The sequence below is a fragment of the Caballeronia sp. ATUFL_M2_KS44 genome (assembly GCF_023630965.1).
Classification (GTDB): domain Bacteria; phylum Pseudomonadota; class Gammaproteobacteria; order Burkholderiales; family Burkholderiaceae; genus Caballeronia; species Caballeronia concitans.
Window position 1 is genome coordinate 1,159,508 of the sequence record NZ_JALQEA010000006.1, and the last position, 20,826, is coordinate 1,180,333.

General features: G+C 62.0%; 25 protein-coding genes. All 25 read left to right on the forward strand.

The features are described 5' to 3' along the window. Positions 1–3: 3 nt before the first annotated feature. Positions 4–483: a phage terminase small subunit P27 family gene (locus tag NCR39_RS05545; RefSeq protein ID WP_250451190.1), complete on the forward strand. Its 480-nt coding sequence runs from the start codon at positions 4–6 to the stop codon at positions 481–483. Positions 484–489: 6 nt separating this feature from the next. Further along, positions 490–2,205 (forward strand): terminase large subunit, encoded by a 1,716-nt coding sequence (locus NCR39_RS05550; protein ID WP_250451192.1) that lies wholly within the window; start codon positions 490–492, stop codon positions 2,203–2,205. Beyond that, complete coding sequence (locus tag NCR39_RS05555; protein WP_250451194.1) at positions 2,202–3,494, forward strand: phage portal protein; 1,293 nt, start codon at positions 2,202–2,204, stop codon at positions 3,492–3,494. The genes NCR39_RS05550 and NCR39_RS05555 overlap by 4 nt, the downstream gene beginning before the upstream one ends. Beyond that, on the forward strand, positions 3,491–4,189 hold the full coding sequence (locus NCR39_RS05560) for an HK97 family phage prohead protease (protein WP_250451196.1): 699 nt from the start codon (positions 3,491–3,493) through the stop codon (positions 4,187–4,189). Before NCR39_RS05555 ends, NCR39_RS05560 begins: the two co-directional genes overlap by 4 nt. A gap of 8 nt (positions 4,190–4,197) precedes the next feature. Further along, a complete protein-coding gene (locus NCR39_RS05565; protein ID WP_250451198.1) occupies positions 4,198–5,433 on the forward strand; it encodes a phage major capsid protein in 1,236 nt (411 codons plus the stop codon). Positions 5,434–5,489: 56 nt separating this feature from the next. After that, positions 5,490–5,684, forward strand: coding sequence for a hypothetical protein (locus NCR39_RS05570; RefSeq protein WP_250451200.1), 195 nt, complete (start codon positions 5,490–5,492; stop codon positions 5,682–5,684). Next, positions 5,685–6,047, forward strand: coding sequence for a head-tail connector protein (locus NCR39_RS05575; RefSeq protein ID WP_250451201.1), 363 nt, complete (start codon positions 5,685–5,687; stop codon positions 6,045–6,047). Continuing rightward, complete coding sequence (locus NCR39_RS05580) at positions 6,044–6,376, forward strand: phage head closure protein (protein WP_250451202.1); 333 nt, start codon at positions 6,044–6,046, stop codon at positions 6,374–6,376. The genes NCR39_RS05575 and NCR39_RS05580 overlap by 4 nt, the downstream gene beginning before the upstream one ends. Then, on the forward strand, positions 6,369–6,722 hold the full coding sequence (locus tag NCR39_RS05585) for a DUF3168 domain-containing protein (RefSeq protein ID WP_250451203.1): 354 nt from the start codon (positions 6,369–6,371) through the stop codon (positions 6,720–6,722). The genes NCR39_RS05580 and NCR39_RS05585 overlap by 8 nt, the downstream gene beginning before the upstream one ends. A gap of 4 nt (positions 6,723–6,726) precedes the next feature. Continuing rightward, positions 6,727–7,161 carry a phage tail tube protein gene (locus NCR39_RS05590; protein ID WP_250451204.1) on the forward strand — a complete coding sequence of 145 codons (435 nt, stop codon included), beginning with the start codon at positions 6,727–6,729 and terminating at the stop codon, positions 7,159–7,161. A gap of 3 nt (positions 7,162–7,164) precedes the next feature. Beyond that, positions 7,165–7,551, forward strand: coding sequence for a hypothetical protein (locus NCR39_RS05595; protein ID WP_250451205.1), 387 nt, complete (start codon positions 7,165–7,167; stop codon positions 7,549–7,551). Positions 7,552–7,553: 2 nt separating this feature from the next. Continuing rightward, positions 7,554–7,868 carry a phage tail assembly protein T gene (locus NCR39_RS05600; RefSeq protein WP_250451206.1) on the forward strand — a complete coding sequence of 105 codons (315 nt, stop codon included), beginning with the start codon at positions 7,554–7,556 and terminating at the stop codon, positions 7,866–7,868. A 40-nt stretch (positions 7,869–7,908) separates the two neighbouring features. Further along, on the forward strand, positions 7,909–8,286 hold the full coding sequence (locus NCR39_RS05605) for an HK97-gp10 family putative phage morphogenesis protein (protein ID WP_250451207.1): 378 nt from the start codon (positions 7,909–7,911) through the stop codon (positions 8,284–8,286). Between the two features lie 157 nt (positions 8,287–8,443). Next, complete coding sequence (locus NCR39_RS05610; RefSeq protein WP_250451208.1) at positions 8,444–11,221, forward strand: phage tail tape measure protein; 2,778 nt, start codon at positions 8,444–8,446, stop codon at positions 11,219–11,221. Continuing rightward, positions 11,221–11,562: a phage tail protein gene (locus tag NCR39_RS05615; protein WP_250451209.1), complete on the forward strand. Its 342-nt coding sequence runs from the start codon at positions 11,221–11,223 to the stop codon at positions 11,560–11,562. Before NCR39_RS05610 ends, NCR39_RS05615 begins: the two co-directional genes overlap by 1 nt. 6 nt (positions 11,563–11,568) lie before the next feature. Beyond that, on the forward strand, positions 11,569–12,858 hold the full coding sequence (locus NCR39_RS05620) for a tail fiber domain-containing protein (protein ID WP_250451210.1): 1,290 nt from the start codon (positions 11,569–11,571) through the stop codon (positions 12,856–12,858). Continuing rightward, on the forward strand, positions 12,855–13,535 hold the full coding sequence (locus tag NCR39_RS05625; RefSeq protein ID WP_250451211.1) for a phage minor tail protein L: 681 nt from the start codon (positions 12,855–12,857) through the stop codon (positions 13,533–13,535). Before NCR39_RS05620 ends, NCR39_RS05625 begins: the two co-directional genes overlap by 4 nt. Further along, positions 13,535–14,281 (forward strand): C40 family peptidase, encoded by a 747-nt coding sequence (locus NCR39_RS05630; RefSeq protein ID WP_250451212.1) that lies wholly within the window; start codon positions 13,535–13,537, stop codon positions 14,279–14,281. Before NCR39_RS05625 ends, NCR39_RS05630 begins: the two co-directional genes overlap by 1 nt. Continuing rightward, a complete protein-coding gene (locus tag NCR39_RS05635; RefSeq protein WP_250451213.1) occupies positions 14,278–14,844 on the forward strand; it encodes a tail assembly protein in 567 nt (188 codons plus the stop codon). The genes NCR39_RS05630 and NCR39_RS05635 overlap by 4 nt, the downstream gene beginning before the upstream one ends. Position 14,845: 1 nt before the next feature. Beyond that, positions 14,846–18,253 carry a TipJ family phage tail tip protein gene (locus NCR39_RS05640; protein WP_250451214.1) on the forward strand — a complete coding sequence of 1,136 codons (3,408 nt, stop codon included), beginning with the start codon at positions 14,846–14,848 and terminating at the stop codon, positions 18,251–18,253. Next, positions 18,254–18,568: a hypothetical protein gene (locus NCR39_RS05645; protein WP_250451215.1), complete on the forward strand. Its 315-nt coding sequence runs from the start codon at positions 18,254–18,256 to the stop codon at positions 18,566–18,568. After that, positions 18,568–19,326, forward strand: coding sequence for a hypothetical protein (locus NCR39_RS05650; protein WP_250451216.1), 759 nt, complete (start codon positions 18,568–18,570; stop codon positions 19,324–19,326). The genes NCR39_RS05645 and NCR39_RS05650 overlap by 1 nt, the downstream gene beginning before the upstream one ends. A gap of 7 nt (positions 19,327–19,333) precedes the next feature. Beyond that, positions 19,334–19,648, forward strand: a complete 315-nt coding sequence (locus NCR39_RS05655) for a hypothetical protein (RefSeq protein ID WP_250451218.1) — start codon at positions 19,334–19,336, stop codon at positions 19,646–19,648. A 199-nt stretch (positions 19,649–19,847) separates the two neighbouring features. Continuing rightward, a complete protein-coding gene (locus NCR39_RS05660) occupies positions 19,848–20,228 on the forward strand; it encodes a hypothetical protein (protein ID WP_250451220.1) in 381 nt (126 codons plus the stop codon). After that, positions 20,218–20,781 (forward strand): hypothetical protein, encoded by a 564-nt coding sequence (locus tag NCR39_RS05665; protein ID WP_250451222.1) that lies wholly within the window; start codon positions 20,218–20,220, stop codon positions 20,779–20,781. Before NCR39_RS05660 ends, NCR39_RS05665 begins: the two co-directional genes overlap by 11 nt. The last annotated feature ends 45 nt before the right edge of the window (positions 20,782–20,826 follow it).

Here is a 20,826-nt window from a genome sequence, read left to right on the forward strand (position 1 = left end):
AAAATGGCCGGCGTGAAAGGCCGCTCCGGGCGCCGCGCCAAGCCCACGGCCAAAAAGGAACTGGCCGGCAATCCGGGCAAGCGGGCGCTAAATAAAGACGAACCCGACTACGGTCAGGTCACGAACATCGAGTGCCCGGCGTGGATTTCCGGATACGCGGCCGAGATGTGGGAGCGCGTCGCCCCCTCGCTCTGCAAGCACAAGATCGTGCAGGTCACGGATCTGCACAACCTTGAACTCTTCTGTGAGGCATACGGGCGACACCGGCTCGCGAGCGATGATCTTCGCAATAAGGGCCTGGTCGTGCTGAGCGCGCAAGGCGCGCCGATGAAAAACCCGGCCGCGACGATCCAAAACGAAGCCGCGCGGCAGATGGCGACGTTCGGCGCGCTGCTCGGGCTAGACCCGTCGAGCCGACAGAACATGGTGGGCGGCGGCAACAAGCGCCCCGATAACCCTTTCGGCGCGCTGCTCGGCAGCTAAATCACGATGGCAACAACGTATCCGCGCGTGGAGCAGGGGCTCCAGTTCGCGCGCGACGTCGTGCGCGGCAAGCGCCCGGCCGGTCGCCTCGTCGTGCTCGCGTGTCAGCGGCACCTCGACGATCTCGCGGCGAGCAGGAAGAAGGATTTCAAGTGGAAGTTCGACGCAGCGACGGCAGAGAAGAAGCTGGCGCTGATCGAGTTGATGCCGCACACGAAGGGCGAGTGGGCGTTCAAGCGCCAACTCGTCACGCTCGAGCCGTGGCAGAAATTCGGCCTGATGTGCACGTTCGGCTGGCTAAACAAGCGCACGGGCAAGCGCCGATTCCGCGAGAGTTACTGGGAAGTGCCGCGGAAGAACGGCAAATCGGTCATCGCGGCCGGCGTCGGCATCGGCATGTTCGTGCTCGACGACGAGTTCGGCGCCGAAGTGTATGCCGGCGCGACGACGGAAAAGCAGGCGTGGGAAGTTTTTAGGCCCGCGCGATTGATGGTGAAGCGCTCGCCGCTGCTCATCGAGGCTGCGGGCATCGAGGTGAATGCCTCGAACATGAACAAGCCGGAAGACGGCAGCCGCTTCGAGCCGCTGATCGGCAATCCGGGCGACGGCGCGTCGCCATCGTGCGCGATCGTCGACGAGTATCACGAGCACGACAGTTCGGCGCTGTACGAAACGATGCTGACCGGCATGGGCGCGCGTCGCCAGCCGCTCATGTTCATCATCACGACGGCCGGAGCGAACATCGAAGGGCCGTGCTACGACAAGCGGCGGCAGACGATCGAAATGCTCGAAGGCACGGTGCCCGATGACGAGCTTTTCGGCTGGATCTGGACCATCGACGAAGGCGACGACTGGACAGACCCGCGCGTGCTGGCGAAAGCCAACCCGAATATCGGCATTTCGGTCTATCAGGAGTATCTGGAGAGCCAGCAGCAGCGCGCGATCAAGTCCGCGCGTTTCACGAACACGTTCAAAACGAAGCATCTGAACGTCTGGACGTCGGCGAAAGCAGGCTATTTCAACCTCGAAGACTGGAAGAACTGCGAGGACGCGACGCTCACGCTCGAGCGCTTCGAGGGGCAGGACTGCATTCTGTCGCTCGACTTGGCGCGGAAGCTCGACTTGAACAGCATGGCGCGGCTCTTTTGGCGCGACATCGAGGGCCGGCGGCATTACTACAGTGTCGCGCCTCGCTTCTGGGTGCCGGAAGACACGGTGAAGAACACCGAGAACCGGCGGATGGCGGAGCGATACCAGAAGTGGGTGAACACGGGGCATCTGTTCGAAACGGCTGGTGCGGAGATCGACTATCGCGACATCCAGCACGAAGCGGTCTTGTCGAATCACAGTTGTCCGGTGCAGTGCGTGCCGATGGACCCGCACGGCGCGACGAACCTCGCGCACCAGCTTGAGGACGAGGGGCTGACGCCAGTCACCATCATCCAGAACTACACGAACATGTCCGATCCGATGAAGGAACTGGAGGCCGCGATCACGTCGGGCCGGTTCCATCACGACGGCAACCCGATCATGACCTGGTGCGTGAGCAACGTGGTCGGGAAGAACCTGCCGGGCAACGACGACGTCGTACGCCCGATCAAGCAGGGCAACGACAACAAGATTGACGGCGCTGTGGCGCTGATTATGGCGATCGGCCGGGCCATGCTCGCAGGGCAAACCGGCTCCATCGGCGATTTCCTTTCGAGTCCGATTATCGTATGAAGCAGAGCAAGCAAAAGTCGCCGGGGCGCATCAAGGCGAGCGTCCTGAAGTGGCTTGGCGTGCCTATTTCACTGACGGACGGCTCGTTTTGGTCGGCATGGGGCGGCATGAATTCGTCGAGTGGCGAGTCTGTCACCGTCGATTCGGCACTTCAACTGTCGGCGGCATGGGCTTGCGTGCGTCTCATCGCGGAGACGATCGCGACGCTGCCGATGAATCTCTACAGGAAGGCATCGGACGGCCCGCGCACGCTCGCAACGACGCATCAGCTTTACGACATCCTTCACAGCCAGCCGAACGCGGAGAACACCGCCGTCGAGTTCTGGGAAGTGATCGTCGCGAGCATGCTGCTGTGGGGTAACGGCTATGCGCGCAAACTGCGCTCGGCCGGCGTGATCATCGGCCTTGAGCCGATGCTTCCGCAGCGCACGCAAGTGAAGCGGCTGAGCAACGGCGCGCTGCAGTACACATATCAGGACCTCGACGGCACTACATCGACGCTCTCGGAAGACGACGTGCTGCACTTTCGCGGCTTCAGTCTCGACGGTCTCATGGGCCTGTCAGTGATCTCGTACGCACGCGAGGTGCTCGGCAACGCGACCGCCGCGAACAAGACCAGCAGCAGCGTCTTCCGCAATGGCTTGCGCCCTTCAGGCGTGCTGTCGACTGACCAGATTCTCCAGAAAGAGAAGCGCAACGAGATCCGGGAAAGCTTGACGGAGCAGTTCGGCGGCGCAATGCAGTCCGGAAAGACGATGGTGCTCGAGGCCGGCATGAAATATCAGGCCATCACCATGAATCCGGGCGATGTGCAGCTGCTCGAAACGAAGGCCTTCAACGTCGAGGAGATTTGTCGGTGGTTCCGCGTGCCGCCTTTCATGGTCGGCCACAGCGAGAAATCGACCAGTTGGGGTACCGGGATCGAGCAGCAAATGATCGGTTTTCTGACGTTTTCGCTGCGTCCGTGGCTGACTCGCATCGAACAAACCATCAAGAAGGGATGTTTAAGCCCTGACGAGCGGCTGACGTACTACGCCGAGTTCGCCGTCGAAGGGCTTCTGCGTGCTGACAGCGCCGGACGCGCCTCTTTTTACTCGACGATGACGCAAAACGGCCTCATGACCCGTGACGAGTGCCGCGTAAAAGAGAATCTGCCGCCGATGGGCGGAAATGCTGCCGTTTTGACGGTTCAGTCGGCGCTTCTGCCAATCGACAAGCTCGGCGAGCAGTCGGACGCCGCGACCGCGCAAGACGCACTCAAGAATTGGCTCAGCCAGGAGCAGAAATGAATCGCAAGAGCGGAAAGGGCGGCTACAAGGTCCGCGCATTCGATCTCAACGTCAAATCGGTCGACGACTCGGGCCACTTCTCCGGTTACGGCTCGGTTTTCGGCAACGTCGACAGCTATGGCGAGATCGTCGCGCCCGGCGCGTTCGAAAAGAGCCTCGCCGAACTGAAGTCGAGCGGCCGCGCGCTCCCGATTCTCTGGCAGCACAACACGAATACGCCGATCGGTTCTTGGTCGGGCCTGAAAGAGGACGATTACGGCCTCTTCGGTGACGGCGAACTGTGGCTCGACGATGCCCCGAACGCGAAGATCGCGTACCGCGGCATGAAGGCGAAGGCTATCACCGGTCTGTCGATCGGCTACTACGTCATCAACTCGAGCTACAACGAGAAAACCGGCGAGCGCACGCTCAACGAGCTCGACCTCGTCGAAATCAGCATCGTCACGAATCCGGCGAACCCCGAAGCGCGCATCGAGGCCGTCAAATCGGTCATCGCGCACGGCGGTATCCCGTCCCTTTCCGAGTTCGAGCGGTTCCTGCGCGAGGCAGGCTTCTCGAAATCGCAGGCAGCGGTCATCGCTAACCGCGGCTTGAAGCACCTGCTCCGGAGTGAGTCCGGGGAAGAGAGCGAAACCCCGGCCTTGTCGAGTCTCCTCGACGCATACAAGGCACCTCAACTCCCGTCCTTTAAGTAAGGAAAATCATGCAAAAAATCCAATATCCGCGCGATTTCGCACGAAAGAACGCCGGCGGCGCCGACGACAAGCTCGAAATCAAGGGTCTGCTCGACTCCCTGAAGGAGCGCGACTCCGAAATCAAGTCGTGGTGCGAGAAGGCCACGAACGAGATCAAGGAGACCGGCAAGGTCGCGGGCGAAACGAAGTCCGCGCTCGAGAAGTTGTCGGAAGAAGGCATTAAGGCGAATGCGCGCATCCTCGAGCTGGAGCAAAAGCTCGCGCGTCGCGGCGGCGGCGAAGAAAACGTCGTCAAGTCGATCGGCGAGATGATGACCGAGTCGGACGACTTCAAGGCAATCGCGCAAAAGGGTCGCGGCACTGCCCGTCTGAATATCAAGGCCGTCTCGAACATCACGAGCGCGACCAGCGGCCAAGGCGGCGTCGGCGTTGCAATCGCTCCGGAACGCCAAGCCGGCGTTCAGGGTCCGGCGCTGCGCCAGTTCGTCGTTCGCGACCTGATCATGCCGGGCCGCACGGCGTCGAACGCGATCGAATACGTGCAGGAAAGCGGCTTCACCAACTCGGCGGCGCCGGTGGCCGAAGGTACGCAGAAGCCGCAGTCGGATCTTTCGTTCGAGCTCAAGACCACGACCGTAAAGACGATCGCTCACTGGTTCCGCGCGTCGAAGCAGGTTCTCGCCGACGTCCCGCTGCTGCAAAGCTACATCAACGGCCGCGCGATCTACGGCCTGAAGTATGTCGAAGAGGCACAGCTTCTGTCGGGCGACGGCACGGGCCAGAACATCCTCGGCCTCATCCCGCAGGCGACCGCCTTCGATGACGCGCGCCGCGTGACGGGTGACACCCGTATCGATACGCTGCGCCACGCGATCCTGCAGGTGCGTCTCGCCGAGTATCGCGCGACGGGCATCGTGCTGAACCCGGTCGACTGGGAAGGCATCGAGCTGCAGAAAGATTCGACCGGCCAATACATTTGGGTGAACGTGCAGGACGGCGGCCAGCAGCGCATGTGGAAGCTTCCGGTCGTCGACACGACCGCGATTGCGGAAGGCGAATTCCTCGTCGGCGCGTTCGACCTGGCGGCGCAGGTGTTCGACCGTGAAGACGCCGCCGTCGAAGTGTCGACGGAAGACGCTGACAACTTCACCAAGAACATGGTGACGATCCGCGCTGAAGAGCGTCTGGCGATGGCTGTCTATCGTCCGGAATCGTTCGTGCACGGCACCTTCGCCGCGGCGTAATCGGAGTTGCGCGGGGCGCGCGCGGCGCGCTCCGCCATCAATCTCTGGAGGCTGACATGAAAGTGAAGGCGGAGAAGGCGTTCGAAGGCCAAGAGGGCTATGTGAAACGCGGCGACGTCATCGAGGTTTCGGAGATGCGTGCGCGGGAACTCAAGCGCGTGGGGCTGGTTTCCGAAGTCAGCGAGAAGGCCGCCGCCGCGCCGAGCAACAAGAAGGCGCCCGAGCCCGAAAACAAGGGTAAGGCGAAGTAAATGGCCGATTCGACGCCCATCATCACGACAGCTCAAGCGCTCGCGCATCTGCGCACCGACGCGGGCGTCGAGGATGAAATCATCGCGCTCTATATCAGCGCGGCGATCCAGTCTGCATCCGACTATCTCGACCGCAAGATCTACGCGACGCCCGACGACATGGCAGCCGCCGTGCTCGCAGGCACGGCCGGCGACGATCCGATCGTCATCAACGACGCGGTGCGCGCGGCGATTCTGCTGATCCTCGGCAAGCTCTACGCGTATCGCGAGGATGTCGTCGTCGGCACGGCGTCGAGCGTCATGGAATTGCCGGCAGGCTCGAAGCAGTTGCTGTTTCCGTATCGCACCGGGCTCGGCGTATGACACTGCGCGCGGGCGATCTCAACCGGCGCGTGCGCATCGAGCGCAACGGCGGCGGCGTCGATGATGTCGGGCAGCCGGTCGACGGTTGGACTGAGGTCGCCACCGTCTGGGGCAACGTGCGCATGCTCAGCGGAAAAGAAACGGCCCAGGCGAACGCCGATGTCGGCAGCGCGACGGCGAGCATTCGCATCCGCTATCGGACGGACATCACAAACGGGATGCGCGCGATCGTCGATGGCGTGACTTTCAACATCCTGCAGCCGCTTCCGAATGTCGCCGCGCGCGACTACACGGATCTGGCGTGCAGTACCGGCTCGAACAATGGCTAGCGCGGAATCCATCACCTACGGCGCGCTGAAGGCGCTCGCCGGTGGACGCGTGTATCCGGACGTCGCGCCCGCAAGCCCGACGAAGCCGTACATCGTCTATCAGAGCATCGGCGGCACCGACGAAACGACGTTCGACGGCGCCGACACGCTGCAGAACAGCCGCATGCAGGTTTCGGTCTGGTCCATCAGCCGAAGCGAAGCGGCAACCCTCATTCAACAGGTTCGCGCTGCGCTGACTGCCGAACCTGTGCTCGGCGTGCCGATCGGTGCGCCGGTGAGCGTCTACGAAGACGACACGAAGCTTTACGGCAGTCAGCAAGACTTCTCTTTATGGTTCAAGGAGTGATTCCATGCCCAGCACCGCAATGAGCGCCCAAGGCAGCAAGTTCTATGTGAACACCGCTGCGGACGGCGCTGCTCAACCGACCTGGACGAAGGTCAAGAACGTCAAGTCGTACAGCGGCTTCGACGGCAGCGCGAGCGAAATCGATGTCACGGACCTCGATTCCACCGCGAAGGAAAAGCGCCTCGGTCTCATCGACAACGGCTCGTTCTCGATCGACGTCAACGTCGATATGGCCGATCCGGGTCAGATGGCGCTGAAAGCCGCGCAGAAGGCATCGACGCTCGAATCGTTCAAGCTCGAGTATCCCGACGGCACGGGGTCGACGTTCGACGGCTTCGTGAAGTCGTTCCCGATCGCCGGCGGCACCGATGCGGTGATCACGTCGACCGTCGCGCTCACGATCTCGGGAGCCGTGACCGACGTTCCGGCGGGGGCCTAAGCCATGCTCAATCGCAGCCAGATTTTTGCGACGAACGACCTCAAGAGCGAGGTCGTTGACGTTCCCGAGTGGGGCGGTCAGGTGAAGGTGACCGTGATGAGCGGTCTCGCGCGCGACGCGTACCAGAAGACCATCAGCGAATCGCCGCGTGCGGTGAGCTTCTTCGAGGGAACGCTTCTGGTGGCAACTGTCGTCGGCGACGACGATCAGCCGCTCTTCACGGAAGACGACATTCCCCTCCTGCAACAACGCAACTCGGACGTCGTCTCGCGTATCGCACTGGTCGCCATGCGCCTGAACAAGCTCGGCCCGAAGGCAACGGAGGACGCGGAAAAAAACTCCGAAGCCGCCCCGAGCGGCTCTTCTGGTTCCGACTCGCCCGCGAGCTAAGCATGTCGGTCGCGCGCTGTCAGGCGGAAGTCGACAGCGCGGAATTCACCGAATGGCTCGCCTATTACCAGGTCGAGCCGTTCGGTACGCAGATGGAAGACCTTCGGGCCGGCGTCATTGCCGCGGCGACCTACAACGTGAATCGCAACACGAAGAAGCGGCCCGAGCCCCTCGGTCCGTCGGATGTCATTCCGTGGATCGGTGGATTCACGAAGCCGGAAGAGCCGGCGCCGATTCTCCTCGATGACCCGGTCGCACAGTCAAATCTGATGCGTGCATCAATCTTCGGACGTTCCCGAAATGCCAAAGCTGCTTGAGATCTCGAATCCCGATGGATTCCCGGAGTTGCTTCGCCGCATGGGCGATGCACTCGGGGAGTCCGCTATTCGGACAGCGGGCGCAGCGGCCGCGAGCGTTGTGCTCGAAGAGGCGAAGCGGCGGGTGCCGGTCGGATGGATCGAGCGGCATCAGGGCGCGAAGAAGTTTCCCATCGGCTTCGGTCGTGATTCGCTCCTCGCCGCTTATCTGCCGGAGAAGTCGGTAACGGGCCGGCAGGCGACGTATGTGGTCACGTGGGCGGCGGATGCCTTCTACCTGCGGTTCGTCGAGTATGGGACGTCGAAGATGGCGGCGCAGCCGTTCTTCCGACCCGCGATCGCCGCAACAAAGATGGCGCAGGACTATGCAGTGATCGAAGCACTCGACAAGAAAGTTGCGGAGGCGAAACTTGGCTAATGAAACGCGGTATGAGGTCAGCGTCGGTGCGGACGGTGTCGCATCGGGGCTGCAAAAGGCGCGCGCGAGCTGGAACGCCTATACCGCAACGGTAGAAGACGCCGCCAAGCGTCAGAAGGTCGCCCAGCAAGCAATCGACGAAGCGCGCGACAACGGCGTGAACGTCAACACGCGCATGATGAACGCCACGAAGCGATTCATCGACTCGTTGGCGCAGGAGGCGGCCACCGCCGGAAAGACACGCGCGCAACTGCTTGAACTGAAGGCCGCACAGATGGGCGTCTCGGATGCCGCGGCCGGCTATATCTCGCAGATCAAGGCGGCGTCCGATGCATCGGCCAGCGCCGGCAAGGCGGTCCATGAATTCAGCTTGAACTCTGTTTCGGCGCGCCGCGAGCTCGCAGTGCTGGCGCACGAGGCGGCGACAGGCTCGTGGAACAACTTCGGCGGCTCGCTGCTGGTGCTCGCTGAGCGGACTGACGCTCTTTCGTTGGCGATGAGCCCGCTGGGGATCGGCATCGGTGCGGTCGCGGCGGCGATCGGCGGTTTCATCTATGAGGTCGCGAAGGGTGCGACCTCGATGAGCGCGCTCGCACACGCGTCGCAGATTACCAATGGCTATCTCGGTCTGACCAGCGATGAATTGAGTGCGATGTCGCGGAGCATCGCCGGAACCGGCTCGCAGATCACGACCGTGCAGGCCGCGATGACGGCGTTGGTGTCGAGCGGGCAGATCGCGGCGGATCAACTCGCGCTCGCAACGAAAGTCACGGCCGAATTTGCTGAAGATACCGGCATCGCAGCGGACAAGGCGGCCGAGGAACTGATCAAGTTCGCGAAGGATCCGCAGAAGGCGCTTGAGGATCTGCAGAGCCAATATCACACGTTCTCGGCGGCGCAGGTCGACGTCATTGAGAACTACATCAAGACGGGTGATAGCGCGTCCGCCTACAAAGCCATCCTGCAGGGCATGGATGAGGCGCACGAGCAGTTCAAGAATCACGCGCAAGAGAACATCGGCGTCGTCCAAAAGGCGTGGCAGTTGCTGAAGGCTGACGTGATCGACACCATCAATCACATCAGCCAACTAGGTGCTGCAGCGTCGAACGCAGAAAAGCTGGCCGATGCGACACAGAAGGTTGCAGACGCGCAGGCGAACGTCGCGCGCATGGCCGCGTTCCCGAACAGCTTCGGCGCACAGGCGGCGCAGAAGGGTTTGATCGCAGCGAAAGAGCAACTCGCAGCGCTCCAGAAAATCGCCGATCAAGAAAAGCAAGACGCAGACGCAAAGGCGAAGCGCGCGGTCGGCGGCGATGCTGCGGTAGCGGTCAACAAATATCTGAACAGCACGCAGTACGCTACGCCGCTTGATCAGCGCAATCTCGCGCTGAAGAAAGAGAACGCGGATTTTGCCGCGGCGACGAAGGATCTCGACAAAACCGCGTCGGATTACATCGCGGCCGAGAAGCGCCACGCCAACAATCTCGCGGAGATCGAAAAGCAATATCAGAGCCGCAACGGCTCGAAGTCGGCGGCCAGCGCGGCGGCTGCGGCGGCGCAAAACGCCATCAATGCGCAGCTGGCCGCGCTCGACCAGCAGCAGAAGGACATCGAGACGAAGCTGAAGGCGTCGATCGAACACATCAAGAGCCTTCAGGATCAGGGTGTCATCACGCAAGAAGATGCGCTCCAGCAGATGCACGATGCCCGCGCGAAGGCGCTGCAGGATGAACTCAAGATCGAGCAGCAGCAGGTCGAAATCGCGCAGGGCAAGAAGCAGAAATCGGCGATCGAGAAATATGCCGGCGAGGTGAAGGCCACGCAGGACAAGATCACGGCGAATGATCAGCAGTTCACCGACGATTCGGAAAAGCTGGCGAAGCAACGTCAGCGCGCGGTCCAGGTGTACACGGACGCTTTGCAGCAGCAACTCGCGACGCAGCAAGCGGCGGCTGATTCACAAGTTGCTGGTCTGAGCATGGGCGGCAACGATCGCGCGGACTTTGACCGGTTGCTCGCGATCCGCCAGGACTATGACCGCAAAGTCGCCGATCTCACCAAGCAGCAAACCGAAAAACGCATCGACGATCAGCAGTTCAACGATGAGCTGGCCGCCACGCAGGACTATTACGCGAAGTCCGTTGCGATCGCGCAGAAATCGTCGGCCGATATTCGCGCGGCTAACGCAGATTGGACGACCGGCGCGCGGCGCGCGCTGGCGGATTATGCGGATGACGCAGCGAACGTCGCCGCATCGACGGCTTCAACGTTTCAGGACGCATTCCGAGGAATGGAAGACGCGTTCGCTAGCTTCGTCACAACGGGCAAGCTCGATTTCAAAAGTCTCGCAACGAGCGTCATCGCCGACATCGCGCGCATGCAGGCGCGTGCGGCCATCTCAGGCTTGTTTAATTTCGCCGCTAGCGCAGTCAGCTCGTATTTCGCGCCGAGCACCACGTCGGGGGTCAACACCTATGGCTTCACGACAGGTCTCGAATCGTCGACGGCTGGCGTGGGGAGCAACACCTACGGTTTCCACCTTGCAGGCGGCGGTGCTGTCTCGGGGCCGGGCACGTCGACGTCCGATTCGATCCCGGCATGGCTGTCGGATGGGGAATACGTGCTCAAGGCGGCTGCCGTGCAACGTATCGGCGTGCCGGCGCTCGATGCGGCGAACGAAGGTCGGCACGTGCACAGCATGGCGCGCTTTGCGAGCGGCGGTTATGTCGGGTCTGCGGCAAATTCCTCGCGGGCGGGCGGCGGCGACATCAATGTGTCCGCTCCGGTGACGGTGCAGGGCGGCCCGGACGCGACCGCAAACGCAAACGGTGCCGCCGATCTGCAAAAGAAACTCGAAAAGATGGTTAGAGGCGTCATCAACAACGAGCGCCGCCAGGGCGGTGCGCTGTGGCGCATGCAAAACGGGGTGGCGTAATGGCAGACACGTTCACCTGGTCGCCGACGGTCTCGAACTCGTCCGGCAGCACGACGATGAAGGTCCGGAAGGCGCAATTCGGCGACGGCTACGCCCAGCGCGTCGCCGACGGCCTAAACAGCGCGGCGTCCAGCTTCAGCCTGCAGTTCGTCGGCGATGTCGCGAAGATCAGCGCGATCCTCGCGTTCCTTCGCGCGCACGCCGGCGCGAGCGCTTTCTATTGGACGCCGCTGCTTTGGTCTGCGCCCGCGCTGTTCACTTGCGAATCATTTTCCGAGCCGACGCGTGACGGTGACGTCTACACGATCACCGCGACGTTCGATCAAACCTTCGCACCATAAAACTCGATGGCTACTCTTCAGAAAGTCAACCTCGGCACTCCGCCGACGGCGGTTGACGGTGATACCGCGCGCGGCGCAAACACGAAGGCGAATGCGAACGTCGATGTTTTGAGCACGCAGATCGCGTTAGTCAGCAACGCTGCGACGATTACCAGCGCGCAAGCGCTAACGAATGCGCACGTCGGCAAGCGGGTGAATATCAACCTGGCAACGACCGGAACGATCAATCTACCAGCCGCCTCGACGTGCGCCGTCGACCAAGTGATTCACCTGCGAAACGTCGGTGGAACGCTCGTTACGTTGGCCATTACCGCTGGTTCAGGCGACACGCTGTCTCTTTCGCGACTCAATCCAGGCGAGTCGGCGCTGCTCGATACCGATGGGGTTCATGCCTGGTCGTGTCTATTGCGCGGTCGAACGAATTCCGACAACGAGACCATCACCGGCAGGGTGACGTCGAGCACGGCCTTGATCGGAACGGCGGCATCATCCGATGCGACGACGCCCTTGTTCGTCAGTAACAACCAGGGCAGCGCTGGAATCATCCCGGCGGCCACGTTTTCCAGTGGCGGAGCTGCCACTCCGCGTCTGTCGATTATTCCTAACGCTTCTGCCGCCGCTTTCAATCCGATCGTCTCAGCAGGCGACACGGCCATTATTCCGTCGCTTAACGCCACCGGCAGCGGCAATCTGAGCATTGCGCCGTGGTCAAACAGTCTGTCGGGCATCCGCCTCACGGCCGATGGAAATATCGCTTTCGGCGCGGCGAATATTGCAGGCCTATATGCGGGCACGGCGAGCGCCGACGGCGTCGGGATCGGTTCAGACCACGGGCTATATGTGCAGAGAAAAACAGCCGCCGGACTGTTTGTCTCGAAGAACGGATCGGCTGCGGGAACGTGGAGCGCGGATCTGATTCAGTTCTTCGTGAACGGGTCTAGCATCGGCAGCATTAGCACGCCGGCCGGCACGTCGGTCTCCTACAACACAACGTCGGATTACCGCCTGAAGGCAAGGTATGCGCCGCTGGTCGGGGCTACAGAAGCGGTTCTGCGCATCACGTTTTACGAAGGGGAATTTAAGGATGCACCCGGAGAAAGGGTGCACTACGTGATAGCGCATGAGCTGCAAGCCGTCGTGCCACATGCGGTCACAGGTAAGAAGGATGCTGTCTCGGAAGATGGCGCCATCGTGCCGCAGCAAGTCGATTATTCGAAGCTCGTCCCGCTGCTTGGGTCCGCGCTTCAGGATGCCTTGAAGCGCATCGCGATCCTTGAAGCGAAGGTCGCGGCATGACGATCACCGCTGACATTCAACAACTCGAGCCCGGTCGGCTCGTCGAGTTGTTCGAAGTCGACTGCACGGCGATCGGTGGTGACTTGCTTCGCTTCCAAGGTCATCTGCAAACCACGTCGATCTTCTGGCAGGGCAACGAATACAAGCCATGGCCGATTCAAGCGACGGGCTTCGAACACACATCTGATGCGCAGCAGCCGGAGCCGAAGTTGACCGTCGGGAACGTCGACGGCTCGATTACTGCGCTGTGTGTTTTCCTCGCCGACATGGTGGGGGCGAAGGTGCGTCGTCGACGCACGCTGAGCAAGTATCTCGATGCGGTCAACTTTCCGGGGGGGAATCCGACGGCTGATCCGTCCGAAGAGATGGCGACCGAGATCTGGTACATCGAGCAGAAGAGCAGCGAGACGAACGTTCAAGTCGAGTTCACGCTGTCGAGCGCACTCGACTTCGGCGGCCAGCAACTTCCCGCGCGCCAGATCGTCACGATCTGCCAGTGGCAATACCGCGACGCGAATTGCGGCTACACGGGCACCGCCTATTTCGACGCGAACGACCAGCCTGTGAGCGATCCCGCGCTTGACCGGTGCAGCAAACGAATCAGCGGCTGCGAATGCCGCTTCGGCGTCAACGAGCCGCTCAGTTTCGGCGGCTTTCTCAGCGACACCCTTTCCTAATGAACGAAGAGACGAAGAAAGCGATCGCGGATCACGCGCTCGCGGAATACCCGCGCGAGTGCTGCGGACTCGTCGTCTTGCACGACGGTGCGGAGCGTTACGTGCCGTGCCGCAACGTCGCGGGCGCGCCGGAAGAGCATTTCGTGATGTCGCCCGAAGATTACGCACTCGCCGAAGACATGGGGCCGATCGTCGCCGTCGTGCATTCGCATCCCGGCGCGCCCGCGCGTCCGAGCATGGCCGATAAGGCGATCGCGGAAAAGAGCGGCGTGGACAAGTGGGTGATCATCTCCGTCGGCGTGCAGGGCGACGGATCCGTTGGCGCCGAAGACTGGTGCGAGTTCGGGCCAAGCGGCTATATCGCGCCGCTCGTTGGTCGTGAATGGGCGCACGGAACGCTCGATTGCTACGCCATCGTGCGCGACTGGTATCGGCTCGAGCGCGGCATCGAACTGCCGGACTTCGAGCGCGCGGAGAAGTGGTGGGAAGACGGCAAGTCGAGTCTCTACATGGACAACTTCGCGGCGGCGGGCTTCGTCGACGTCGGGCAAGACGCAGATCTGCAGCCGGGCGACGTTCTGCTGATGCAGATCCGCGCGAAGGTGCCGAATCACGCCGGGATCTATCTCGGCAACAACCAGATGCTGCACCACATGTACGGTCGCCTGTCGGGCCGCACGGTCTGGGGCGGCATGTGGGCGCATGCGCTGCGCGCGGTGCTTCGATACAAGGGAGGCGCAGCGTGAACGACAAACTTCGGACGATCCGGCTGTATGGCGTGCTCGGCACGCGCTTCGGGCGGGTTCATCGTCTCGCCGTCGCGTCGACCGCCGAGGCGGTGCGTGCGCTCGGTGTGCTGCTGCCAGGCTTCCGCAGCTTCATGCTGAACGCGAAGGACAGCGGGTTGACGTTCGCGGTCTTCAACGGCCGACGCAATCTCGCAGAGGACGAGCTTCGGCACCCGGTCGGCGATGAGGAGATTCGCATCGCGCCGATCTTGATCGGCAGCAAGCAAGGTGGGATCTTCCAGACGATCCTCGGCGCGGCTATTGCCGTAGTCGGTGTTGTGTTCGAGAACCCGACGCTGATCGGTTTCGGCGCGTCGATGGCGCTCGGCGGCGTCATGCAGATGCTGAGCCCGCAGACGACCGGTCTCGCGAGCACGAGCGGCGACAACGGCACGTCCTATTACTTCAATGGCCCGGTCAACAGCGCCGCTCAAGGCGACTGCGTGCCGATCGTCTACGGTCGCATGCGCGTCGGCTCGAAGGTGATCAGCGCCGGTATCTACGCGGAAGATCAGGCCTGATATGCGCATTCACGGAGCGAAGGGTGGCGGTTCGGCGAGCACGCCGACTGAGTCGCCGGATAGCCTGCATTCGATCGCTTATGCGAAGGTGCTCGACCTGGTTTCGGAAGGACCGATCGTCGGCCTGGTGAACGGGCTGCAGTCAATCTTCCTCGACGACACGCCGATCCAGAACAGCGACGGCTCGACGAACTTCTCGAACTACTCGTTCGACTCGCGCGTCGGAACGCAGGACCAGGCGTTTATGACGGGTTTCCCCGCCGTCGAGAACGAAGTCGCGGTGAGCGTGGCGCTGACGGCCGAGACGCCGTGGGTGCATCAGCTTCTGAACACGCAGTTGACCGCCGCGCGAATTCGGTTCGGCGTGCCGACGCTTCAGCAATCGAATCAGACGACTGGCGACGTCACCGGCTATCGCGTGGAGTATGCAGTTGACGTCGCGGTCGACGGCGGAGCCTATGCGCAGGTGCTGAGCGGCGCGTTCGACGGCAAGACGACGTCGCTCTACGAGCGCAGCGTGCGCATCGAATTGCCGACGGCGACGACCGGTTGGCTCGTTCGGGTGCGCCGTCTGACGGCGAATGCGCATAGCTCGCTGATCGCCGACACGGTGAACATCGAAGCCATCACCGAGATCATCGACCGGAAGCTGCGCTATCCGATGAGCGCGCTCGTCGGTCTTTCGTTCGACGCACAGTCGTTCAGTTCCGTGCCGACGCGGTCCTACGACATCAAAGGCATGATGATCCGCGTGCCGTCGAATTACGACGCGGACACACGCGCTTATTCTGGCACGTGGGACGGCACCTTCCAGACTGCGTGGACGGACAACCCCGCGTGGATCTTCTACGACATCGTCCTGAACGAACGGTATGGCCTCGGAAAGCTCGTCGACGCATCGATGATCGACAAGTGGAACCTGTACCAGATCGCGCAGTATTGCGACGTCATGGTTTCCGACGGGAAGGGCGGTCAGGAGCCGCGCTTCACGTGCAACGCCGTGATTCAATCGCGCGCCGACGCATACAAGGTGCTGCAGGATCTCGCGACCGTGTTTCGCGGCATCGCGTACTGGGGCCCGGGGCAGGTCGTCGCAAACGCGGACATGCCGCAAGATCCGGAATACGTCTACACGGCTGCGAATGTGGTCGGCGGGCAGTTCGAATATGTCGGCTCGTCGCGGAAGACGCGTTACACGACGGCGCTGATCAGTTGGAACGACCCGGCGAACAGCTATCAGCAAGCCGTCGAATACGTGCCGGACGAAGATGGAATGGCGCGCTATGGCGTGATGAAGGCGGAAATCACCGCGTTTGGAACCACGTCGCAAGGGCAGGCGCATCGACTCGGGCTGTGGACGCTGCTCACGTCGCGCTATGAGACGAACACCGTCTCGTTCAACGTCGGGCTCGACGGCACATTGTGTCCGCCGGGCACGATCATCGCCGTGGCGGACCCGGCCAAGGGCGGCCGGCGCATTGGTGGGCGCCTTCGCGCGTCGAGCGGGCGCGTTGTGACGCTCGATAAGGCGCCGACGGTTTCCGCCGGCGACACGCTGACGGTCGTTCTCCCGTCCGGCCTGGCGCAGAAGCGTACGGTGCAAAGCGTCGCTGGCGACAGCATCACAGTCACCGACGCGTTCACCACGCAGCCGGCGGCGGGCGCGATCTGGATGCTGGAAAGCGCCGATCTCGCCGCGCAGCTCTTCCGCGTGGTCAGCGTTCAGGAGTCGGACGACGATGGCCAGATCACGTACACGATCAACGCCACGCAATACGAGCCCGGCAAATACGCGGCCATCGACAACGGCGCGGCCATTCAGGTGCGCCCGGTCACCGTTATTCCGCCGTCCGTGCAGCCGCCGCCGGCGAACGTCCGGGTGTCGACGTATTCGACGATCGATCAGGGCATCGCGAAAACGACGATGGTCATCGCGTGGGATGCTGCGGACAAGGCCGTGTCGTATCTGCCGGAATGGCGGAAAGACAACGGCGAATGGGTGACGGTCAGCGCGACAGGCGGCTTGCAGGCGGAAGTCGCGGGCATCTATCAGGGAACGTATCTGGCGCGAGTGCGCGCGCAGAACGCTATGGGCGTGACGTCGGTTCCGGCATACAGCACGGACACGACGCTCACGGGCAAGACCAGTCCTCCACCGTCTGTCGCATCGCTGACGACCGCATCCAAGGTCTTCGGGATCGATGTGACGTGGACGTTCCCCGCCGACGGATCAGCAGGCGACACGCAGCGCACGGAACTCTGGTACAGCCGCACGACGGCGCGCGCGGATGCAGTGAAGCAGGCCGACTACGCGTATCCGCAGTCGACTGCCAGTCTGATGGGTTTGGCAGCAGGTCAGGCGTTCTATTTCTGGGCGCGACTCGTCGATACGTCCGGCAACATCGGGCCGTGGTTTCCGGCGGGCGATCCTGGTGTGCACGGTATCAGCAGCACGGATGCCGACGAATACAACGCCTACTTCGCCGGCCTGATCACGAAGACGGCTCTCGGAGAAGATCTGCTGGCCGAGATCGACGCGATTCCCGACCTGCAGCAGAGCGTCACCGAGAATGCGGCCGCTATCACGCAGGAGACGCAATCACGCGTCGACGCCGATGCCGCGATTTCTCAACGCCTCGATGTGGTCAGTGCGCAGGTCGTTGTTCCGCCGCTCGCCGGCAGCACGGACGACTATGCTGGCTCGACGCAGATCTATGCCGGCGTGTGGTCGGAGCAGAGCGCGCGCGCCGAGGCGGATCTCGCAATCGCGCGCAACGTTGAGACGGTGACGGCGCAGATCACGTCGAGCAGCACGCAGCTCATCGCGGCGGTGCAGACCGAGACACAAGCGCGAGTCGATGCAGTCAGCGCACAAGCGTCGCGCATCGACAACGTGCAGGCGCAGGTCACCGCGAACAACAACACGCTCACGGCGGCTGTCCAGACGAACGCGAACTCGTATGCCGATTTGAATGGCCGCGTGGCCGCGTCGTATCAGATCAAGACACAGATCACGTCGAACGGCCGGACGTACATCGCGGGCATCGGCGTAGGCGTCGATAACACGAGCGGCACGGTGGAATCGCAGGTGCTCGTGTCGGCAAGTCGCTTCGCCGTTCTCGATCCGAACGGATCGGCGGTGACGGCGCCGTTCGTCATTCAAGGCGGTCAGGTGTTCATGAGCCAGGCGCTGATCGGCACCGGCTGGATTCAAAACGCCATGATCGGCGACGTCATCCAGGCGACGGCGGTCGGCGCGAACGGTCTGCCGCGCTGGGTGCTCAACAAGAATGGGGCGCTGACGATGAATGGTGCGAACAACGGCGACGGCTACACCGTAATCGACGACAGCGGTGGCCGCACGTATGACGCGAACGGCACGTTGCGCGTCCGATGGGGGAAATGGTAAATGCCGGTCGGGATGCAAATTTGGGATGCGCAGGGGCGGCTAGTCGTCGACTTGACGACGCGGCTTGCGCGTATTGTCGGGTCCGCAGTTATCGACGGAAAACCGAATCAAGTATCGAGCCCTTTCCTTGCCCAGGGTGACATATTCGTGGCGTTTCAGCCGGCGAATCTGTGGAACTTCATTGACATGGACGTGAGCCGACCGATATTCACGATTCCGGGGCGCGGCGGCACGACGATCAGCTGGACATATTCGCCCGGCTTCGGATCGCACAATATGCCCATCGTCGGCAGCATGTTTTACGGAGTGAAGTGATGCCTGCAGGATTTCAGAGCTTTGCTGCCGACGGCACAAATACCATCCAGATAGACAGTGACAGCGGCCTGCCGAACTTCCAACTGCGGCAGAAAATCACGCAGACGATGGCCGTTGGCGCCATTCCTGTGTATTCAGTGGCGAGCGGTCAGCGTTATCAGTCCAGCGGACCAACGACGACGTTCTCGTTCTATGCGATCAGCCCGCTCGTCGTCTTCGAATGCAGCGGCGCTCACATCTGTCCGCATGCATGGACACAGTCGGGCAGCAACTTCTCGGTGACAGTCGTTGGCGATGCATCGGTTCCGGTCACGATCTACGTCTTCGATAAGAACGATTTCAGCGTAACGGCTAATCGCGTCGGGCTTCAGATATTCAACGCGGCGGGCGTGCTCGTCGCCGATGCGGCGGCCGCTTTCGCGAAGCCGGTAGGGTTTGCACAAGGCAATCCGAAGTACGCCTATGGCTCAACCGGCTACACGACGGACAGCGGCACCTGGGCGGTTGACCAGGGCACGAATACATTCTCGGTTGTCGAGCGCGTCGGTGTGGCGTGCATTCAGCCGGCCTGGGCGGTGGGCGGTGCGTCTGGTGGCGCGTCCAACGCGGGCATCTATCTATCGACCTTCCTGACCTCCGGCAACTCGATCAGCACGAACATGACGGGCTTCGGCGACAACCGGAACGTCAACAATTACACCGGCTTCCGCGAAGCGCTTTCGTGGAGTTACATGGCCGTCGACATCTCTTACCTGTGAGGCACGCATGCCAATCGCATCGAATTACACGACGCCCAGTACGTGGGCGGTAGCCGGCTATCACGTCGTCCAGCAGCTCACGTTGGACTTCGTGTCGGGCCAGTGCAATGCAACGGTCGCATCCTTCCTGTCGAAAGAGGCGAAGGACGCGGGTAAGTCTCCCATCTATTCGCAGCAGATCGTGCTCGAAGGGCTGCCCGAGAGTAACGCCGATCCGAAGGCATACGCCGAAGGCTTGCTCGTCGAAGCGCAGCCTGCCGATGTGACGGCACCCCCATACGCAAACAGATACGCCTTCGCTGGCGGGACGATCGTCGAATAACAGCGGAGCGACCGATGCAGCCGCCCTTGGCCGAGGGCGGCTTTTATTGACATCACGAGTCAGGTGGAACAGTCGTTCTTCACCGCATGCGCCGCCCTTCGACGGCGCGCAGATTGCTAGTTGAGCGACAAACCACTGTAAGCAGGCCGCGTCAAGGCGGCTTTTTTATGACCGGAATACCGGCTTACGAGGGTTCGAAATGGCGTTGGATGGAGACTCGATCGGCACGACGGTCACTCTGGGTGGGATTGCCGTCTACGCGCTGAAGCGCGTTGTCGATTGGCTCGGTGAAAAGCGCCAGGACTCTAGCCTGTACAAGAAGGAACTCGAGGCGCACAAGGCGACTCGGGAGCGACTTGAGGCAGAGATTGAGGAAGAGCGCGTTTTGCGAAAGGCGGCCGAAATGGACCTGCGCAATACAGAGAAAGAACACGACGCCGATCGGCGCGCATGGCGGGCCGATCGCGAGGCTGACCGCGTTGTGATGGAAACGTTGCGCAACGAGGTCGCCGCGCTCAACCGGAAAGTCTCAGACCTGACAGCTATCGTCGACCGAAGGAATATAGGCAATGGGGATTAAGGAATTCTGGCATCGAGTGGATGGCCCGATATTCGGTGTCGTTCTGCTCGGTGCGTGCTGCGGCATTACGTATGTGGTGAAGGATCGAATAGACAGCTCGGCGAGCGCCACTTGGGAAAAGGAGCGCGCGCAATACGTAAAGAGATTCCCGGAAGTTCGTGCTGAAGAGCGTGCGTCCTGCACGCGCGAATATGAAGCGAAGCTCACCGGCGTGCAGGCGCTCTCCAAGCAGCAGGCCGACGATGTCGCAGCCATGAAGAAGCAGATCGACAGCACGAATGAGCTTGTCGCGTACACGCTCCGGTTCCTCGGCGATCGCGCGAAGGTTGCTGATCAGAGAAATGCGGCCATGCTGAAACAGACGAAGGTCGCTGCCGCGGCGGCAGTGGACGCCAAGCAGACGGCTGAAAAGGTCGATCAGAAGGTCAACGTCGCTGTTGTGAAGGCGGACGAAGCGGCAAGCGCCGTGAAGTCTGTCGACAAGAAGCTGGACACCGCAACGCACGGCACTGCCGCCGTGCCGCCAACGCCTTGGGCCGGCAATCGCCGCTGACCCCAAACCGATTTCTCACATAAACCCGGCCTTCGCGCCGGGTTT